The 5,242-nt window shown below is 69.4% G+C and carries 5 protein-coding genes; 2 read left to right on the top strand and 3 right to left on the bottom strand.

Annotation, left to right across the window (positions count from 1 at the left end; all coding sequences use genetic code 11):
* Window positions 1–298: 298 nt before the first annotated feature.
* From GA0115254_RS00475 to rsmI, 3 genes are all read right to left on the bottom strand, one after another.
* Window positions 299–1,165: a TatD family hydrolase gene (locus tag GA0115254_RS00475; protein WP_093893254.1), complete on the bottom strand. Its 867-nt coding sequence runs from the start codon at window positions 1,163–1,165 to the stop codon at window positions 299–301.
* Window positions 1,166–1,198: 33 nt separating this feature from the next.
* Window positions 1,199–1,588, bottom strand: a complete 390-nt coding sequence (locus GA0115254_RS00470) for a hypothetical protein (protein WP_093893253.1) — start codon at window positions 1,586–1,588, stop codon at window positions 1,199–1,201.
* Window positions 1,589–1,747: 159 nt separating this feature from the next.
* Window positions 1,748–2,644 carry a 16S rRNA (cytidine(1402)-2'-O)-methyltransferase gene (gene rsmI / locus GA0115254_RS00465; protein WP_093893252.1) on the bottom strand — a complete coding sequence of 299 codons (897 nt, stop codon included), beginning with the start codon at window positions 2,642–2,644 and terminating at the stop codon, window positions 1,748–1,750.
* Between the two features lie 53 nt (window positions 2,645–2,697).
* Here rsmI and GA0115254_RS00460 point away from each other — a divergent pair, with 53 nt between their 5' ends.
* Together GA0115254_RS00460 and GA0115254_RS00455 are read left to right on the top strand one after the other, a co-directional pair.
* The gene (locus tag GA0115254_RS00460) at window positions 2,698–4,464 is read left to right on the top strand and encodes a dolichyl-phosphate-mannose--protein mannosyltransferase (RefSeq protein WP_093893251.1); all 1,767 of its coding nucleotides are present in this window, start codon (window positions 2,698–2,700) and stop codon (window positions 4,462–4,464) included.
* Between the two features lie 264 nt (window positions 4,465–4,728).
* Window positions 4,729–5,124, top strand: a complete 396-nt coding sequence (locus GA0115254_RS00455; protein WP_093893250.1) for a hypothetical protein — start codon at window positions 4,729–4,731, stop codon at window positions 5,122–5,124.
* Window positions 5,125–5,242: the final 118 nt, after the last annotated feature.

Genomic DNA, 5,242 nt, shown 5'->3' with positions numbered 1-5,242 from the left:
CAGGGGCGTATCGACGACTNTCGGGGGGCGGACCGGCCCCAGGCGGCGAGTGTCAGCTGCTCATGGAGCGGTACGGATGCGGCGGCCGGAAGACGGGTGGGCGGCGTCGCCACCGCCGTACGCCCCCTGCCGCGTGCTGCACGGTGACTGCCCTTCGAATTGCTCACGACGCTCCAGAGGATCCGATCGGCCGGCTCGCCTGATGGCGCCCGGGACGATAGCGGAGCATCGATAACTCTCCAAAGCGGCTCAACTACCCAACGTAGCCATGGAGTCGGCCGGTACGGGCCAGTACCGCTCAGTAGTCGAATGCGCGGGCGGTGTTGTCGGAGATGGCCGACGCCAGGGCGTCCTCGTCCACGCCCTTCACCTCCGCCATGGCACGCAGCGTGACCGGAATGAGGTAGGGCGCGTTAGGCCGTCCGCGGTACGGGGCGGGGGTCAGGAACGGTGCGTCCGTCTCGACCAGGACCAGTTCCATCGGCGCGACGGCCAGTGCGTCACGCAGCGGCTGGGCGTTCTTGAACGTGACATTGCCCGCGAAGGACATGAAGTACCCGGCGTCCGCGCAGATCCGGGCCATGTCGGCGTCGCCGGAGTAGCAGTGGAACACGGTCCGCTCGGGGGCACCCGCGTCGGCGAGGATGCGCAGCACATCCGCGTGCGCCTCGCGATCGTGGATGACCAGCGCCTTGCCGTGCCGTTTGGCGATCTCGATGTGGGCCCGGAAGGACTCCTCCTGCGCGGCCATTCCCTCGGGGCCGGTACGGAAGCAGTCGAGCCCGGTCTCGCCGACACCGCGTACGTGGTCGAGTGCGGCCAGCGCGTCGATCTCCGCGAGGGCCTCGTGCAGCGCCGCCTGGCCGCCCCCCTCACGCACCCCCTGCCGCGACCGGCCATCGGAGTCGCCGTGCACGATGCGCGGCGCCTCGTTGGGGTGGAGGGCCACTGCCGCGTGCACGTTCGCATGCGCGGCGGCGGTCTCGGCGGCCCAGCGCGAACCGGCCACGTCGCAGCCCACCTGGATCACGGTGGTCACATTGACCGCCGCGGCCCTGGCCAGGCCCTCCTCGACAGTTGCGTCCTGCATGTCCAGGTGGGTGTGCGAATCGGCGACCGGTACCCGGAGGGGTTCGGGCAGCGGCGGGGCTTCGGAACGACTCATGAAGACGATCGTACGAGGACCGCGCCGGTGGCCTTACTTGCGGTGGAAGGGGTGCAGCAGGTCGGACAGGTGCCAGTGATGCCCCGCACCCGAGGGTGCGACGGTGGCGGCCACGGCCTCGCCCTCCCGGGCGCCGATGTCCGCGGTCGCCGGCCGCGTCGGCGTGGAGTTGTGGAGCAGCCGCTGGACGGTCGAGACCCGGCCGGCCCCCATGATCCGGACCACGTGTCCGCCGCAGTTCGTGCAGGTCGGCCTGGAAAGGGGTGAGGGCACCCGCTCGCCGTCCGCCTTGTATATGACGAAATCGTTGTTGGCACCGTCGACGTGGTGCTCTATCTCGTAGGCCTGCTCCCAGCCGTGTCCGCACTTCATGCAAGCGAAGGCATACGCCTCGTGCACGGTGGTTGCTGCGCTCTCGCTCATGCCTGCTCCTTCGTCCGTTCGGACAAGCACTCCGGAGAGTGCGTCCCTGGTCCAGTGGACGCCGCTACGGGCGGGAACGCATCAGGCCCTGTCGAGTGTTGGAGCGGATTTGGCCTTCTCGTGGCAGAAGGGCCAGGTGCTCGGCTCGGGCTTTGCCTTTTACGAAAGTCCTTTGCCCTCGGCTGGGCCGGTTCGCGCCGCGTTCTTTGCCGCGACGACCGCATCGAAGACTTCGCGCTTGGGCAGCCCCGCATCTGCGGCAACAGCGGCAATGGCCTCCTTGCGCCGCTCCCCCGCCTCCTCGCGCACCTGCACCCTGCGTACCAGCTCCGCAGCGTCCAGTTCCTCGGGCCCGGAGTCGGCCGCGCCCTCGACGACCACGGTGATCTCACCGCGTACCCCTTCGGCCGCCCAGACCGCCAGCTCGCCCAGCGGGCCGCGCTTCACTTCCTCGTACGTCTTGGTCAGCTCCCGGCACACGGCTGCCCGGCGGTCTGCGCCGAAGACCTCGGCCATCGCCGCGAGGGTGTCGTCGAGCCGGTGCGGGGCCTCGAAGAAGACCATGGTGCGGCGCTCGTCGGCGACCTCGCGCAGTCTGCCGAGCCGTTCGCCCGCCTTTCGCGGCAGGAAGCCCTCGAAGCAGAAACGGTCGACGGGCAGCGCGGACAGGGCGAGAGCCGTGAGCACTGCGGACGGGCCGGGGACCGCGGTGACCTTGATGTCCTTCTCCACGGCTGCGGCCACGAGCCGGTAGCCGGGATCGGAGACGGACGGCATCCCGGCGTCCGTGACCAGCAGGACGCGGGCGCCGCCGGTCAGTGCCTCGACGAGTTCGGGCGTACGGGCCGACTCATTGCCCTCGAAGTAGGAGACGACCCGCCCCGTGGTGTGGATGCCGAGCGCCTGCGTGAGGCGGCGCAGTCGTCGGGTGTCCTCGGCGGCGACCACATCGGCCGTCTCCAGTTCGGCGGCGAGGCGTGGCGGGGCATCCGCCACATCGCCGATGGGGGTTCCTGCGAGTACCAGCGTTCCAGTCGTTCCAGTCACATGAGTCATCCTCCCAGCACGGGCGACAGCGCTCGCACAGATGCGTTCCCTACGATGGCGCGGTGACGAGTACAGCGCCCGAAGCCCAGCAGGGCCAAGACGCCGGGGAACCGCACGGCGAAGAGCCGACTTCCTGGCAGCAGCGGCTGCGCCGCTTCGGCCATTCGCCCCGGCCCGGAATCGGGCTGCGTGAACGGCTGATCCCGCCGTACACCCGCCCCGGCGCCCAGTTGTGGGCGGTGCTCGGGATCTCCCCGCCCCTGGCCGGACGCCTGGTTCGGTGGTCCGCCTGGGGCGGCCCGCTGCTGGTGGCACTGGTCGCCGGGGTGCTGCGGTTCTGGAACCTGGGCAGCCCGCACGCCCTGATATTCGACGAGACGTACTACGCCAAGGATTCCTGGGCGCTGATCAACCAGGGGTACGAGGGCAACTGGCCCAAGGACATCGACAAGCTGATCCTCGCCGATCCGTCGAAGGTGCACGTCCCGGTGGATCCGGGCTATGTGGTGCATCCGCCGGTCGGCAAGTGGATCATCGGGATCGGTGAGCAGATCTTCGGCTTCACGCCGTTCGGCTGGCGGTTCATGGTGGCGGTGCTCGGCACGCTGTCGGTGCTGATGCTGTGCCGGATCGGGCGGCGCCTGTTCCGTTCGACGTTCCTGGGGTGCCTGGCCGGCACGCTGCTCGCCGTCGACGGTCTGCACTTCGTCATGAGCCGCACCGCGCTGCTCGACCTGGTGCTGATGTTCTTCGTGCTGGCGGCGTTCGGCGCCCTGCTGATCGACCGCGACTGGGCGCGGCGCCGCCTCGCCGCCGCGCTGCCGGTCGACGAGGAGGGTGTGCTGCGCCCCGATGCCGAGGTCGCGGAGAATCTGCGGCTGGGCTGGCGTCCGTGGCGGCTCACCGCCGGTCTGATGCTGGGTCTGGCCTTCGCCACCAAGTGGAACGGCCTGTACATCCTGGCGGGCTTCGGTCTGATGACGGTGCTGTGGGACGTGGGCGCGCGACGGACCGCGGGGGCGGTTCGCCCGTACACGGCAGTGCTGAAGCGGGACCTGCTGCCGGCGTTCGTCTCGACGGTCCCGGTCGCGCTCCTCACGTATCTCGCCTCCTGGACCGGCTGGATCGTCACCGGCAAGGGCTACTACCGGAACTGGGCCCAGACCGACGGCAGGGGCGGCAGCTGGACGTGGTTGCCGGACTGGCTGCGCAGCCTGTGGCACTACGAGTACCAGGTCTACGAATTCCACGTGAATCTGACGTCCGGTCACACCTACCAGTCCAATCCGTGGAGCTGGATCGTGCTCGGCCGGCCCGTCTCGTACTTCTGGGAGGAGCAGCCGGGCTGCGCGGCCTCGGAGACCGGCAAGTGCTCCCGCGAGGTGCTGGCCATCGGGACGCCGCTGCTGTGGTGGGCGGCGTGCTTCGCCCTGGTGTACGTGCTGTGGCGCTGGTTCTTCCGACGCGACTGGCGGGCGGGGGCGATCGCCTGCGGTGTGGCGGCGGGCTGGCTGCCCTGGTTCTTCTACCAGGAGCGGACGATCTTCCTCTTCTACGCGGTCGTGTTCGTGCCGTTCCTGTGTCTGGCGGTCACGATGATGATCGGCGCGATGCTGGGTCCGGCGGCGGGGACCGGGGCCGAACGGGAACTCGGCCTGGCGGCCGGCGATCCGTCGGGGGAACGGCGGCGGACGCTGGGGGCGATCGCGGCGGGGGTGCTGGTGTTGCTGATCATCTGGAATTTCATTTATTTCTGGCCGATCTACACGGGCACGCCGATCCCCGACGGTTCGTGGCGCGACCGGATGTGGCTGGACACCTGGATCTAGCTGGGCAGGAGCACCAAGAGGCCGCAGTCGTCGACTGCGGCCTCTTGGTGATTGTCGGCCATCATCGGTGCCCATTGGCGGCCCGCGGACGGCGCACGGACGGCCCGGCGGTCGGCCCGGGGAACGGCTCTGACACCCGCGTGACACCTGACTCCGTCACGGGGGCCGTGACACCCAAACCTCTGGGCGGGAGCGGGTGTCACTATCGTGCGACAGCGAAGATCGATTCATTGCCGACGAAGTTTGGCTGCAGGGCGAGGGTTGATGAGCCGCCGTATATCCCAAGGTGTCCTGGTCGTCGGGTCGATCGGCGCTCTGATCAACATCGTGGACGCGATCGGGAAGGGGCGTCCGGAGCCGCACGATGCCTTCGCCGCGCTGGTCGTGCTCGGTGCGGGTGGTGAACTACTCGAAGAGCGGCGGCCCAGGGCCGCGAAGGCGCTGTACGCCGTGGCGTCGGTGCTGCTGGTGGTCGCCGGATCAGTCGCGGGGGCCAGGGCGTGGGCCTCGTTCTTCAGGGGCGCGGCCTATGACTGGCTCGACCTCGGACTCGGGGTTCTGGTCGTGCTCTACGTGGCCGTCGGCGCGGGTCGGCTGCTCGCGCACCTGTCCCGCAGAGCATCGAAGTCTCGTAGAAATGCCGGCCTGCTCAGCGAGTAGCAAGCCAGGCCGCGCCACTGCTTGAGCTTCTTGATGCAGCGTTCGACGGGCATCCGCCGGGGCGGACGCCCTCTCAAGACCGCAGCCTGACCAACCCGGCGAACCAATGCGGTCACGG

Source organism: Streptomyces sp. Ncost-T10-10d (genome assembly GCF_900091955.1).
In the GTDB taxonomy this organism is placed as follows: Bacteria; Actinomycetota; Actinomycetes; order Streptomycetales; family Streptomycetaceae; genus Streptomyces.
This window is presented reverse-complemented; position numbering and strand designations above follow the sequence as displayed.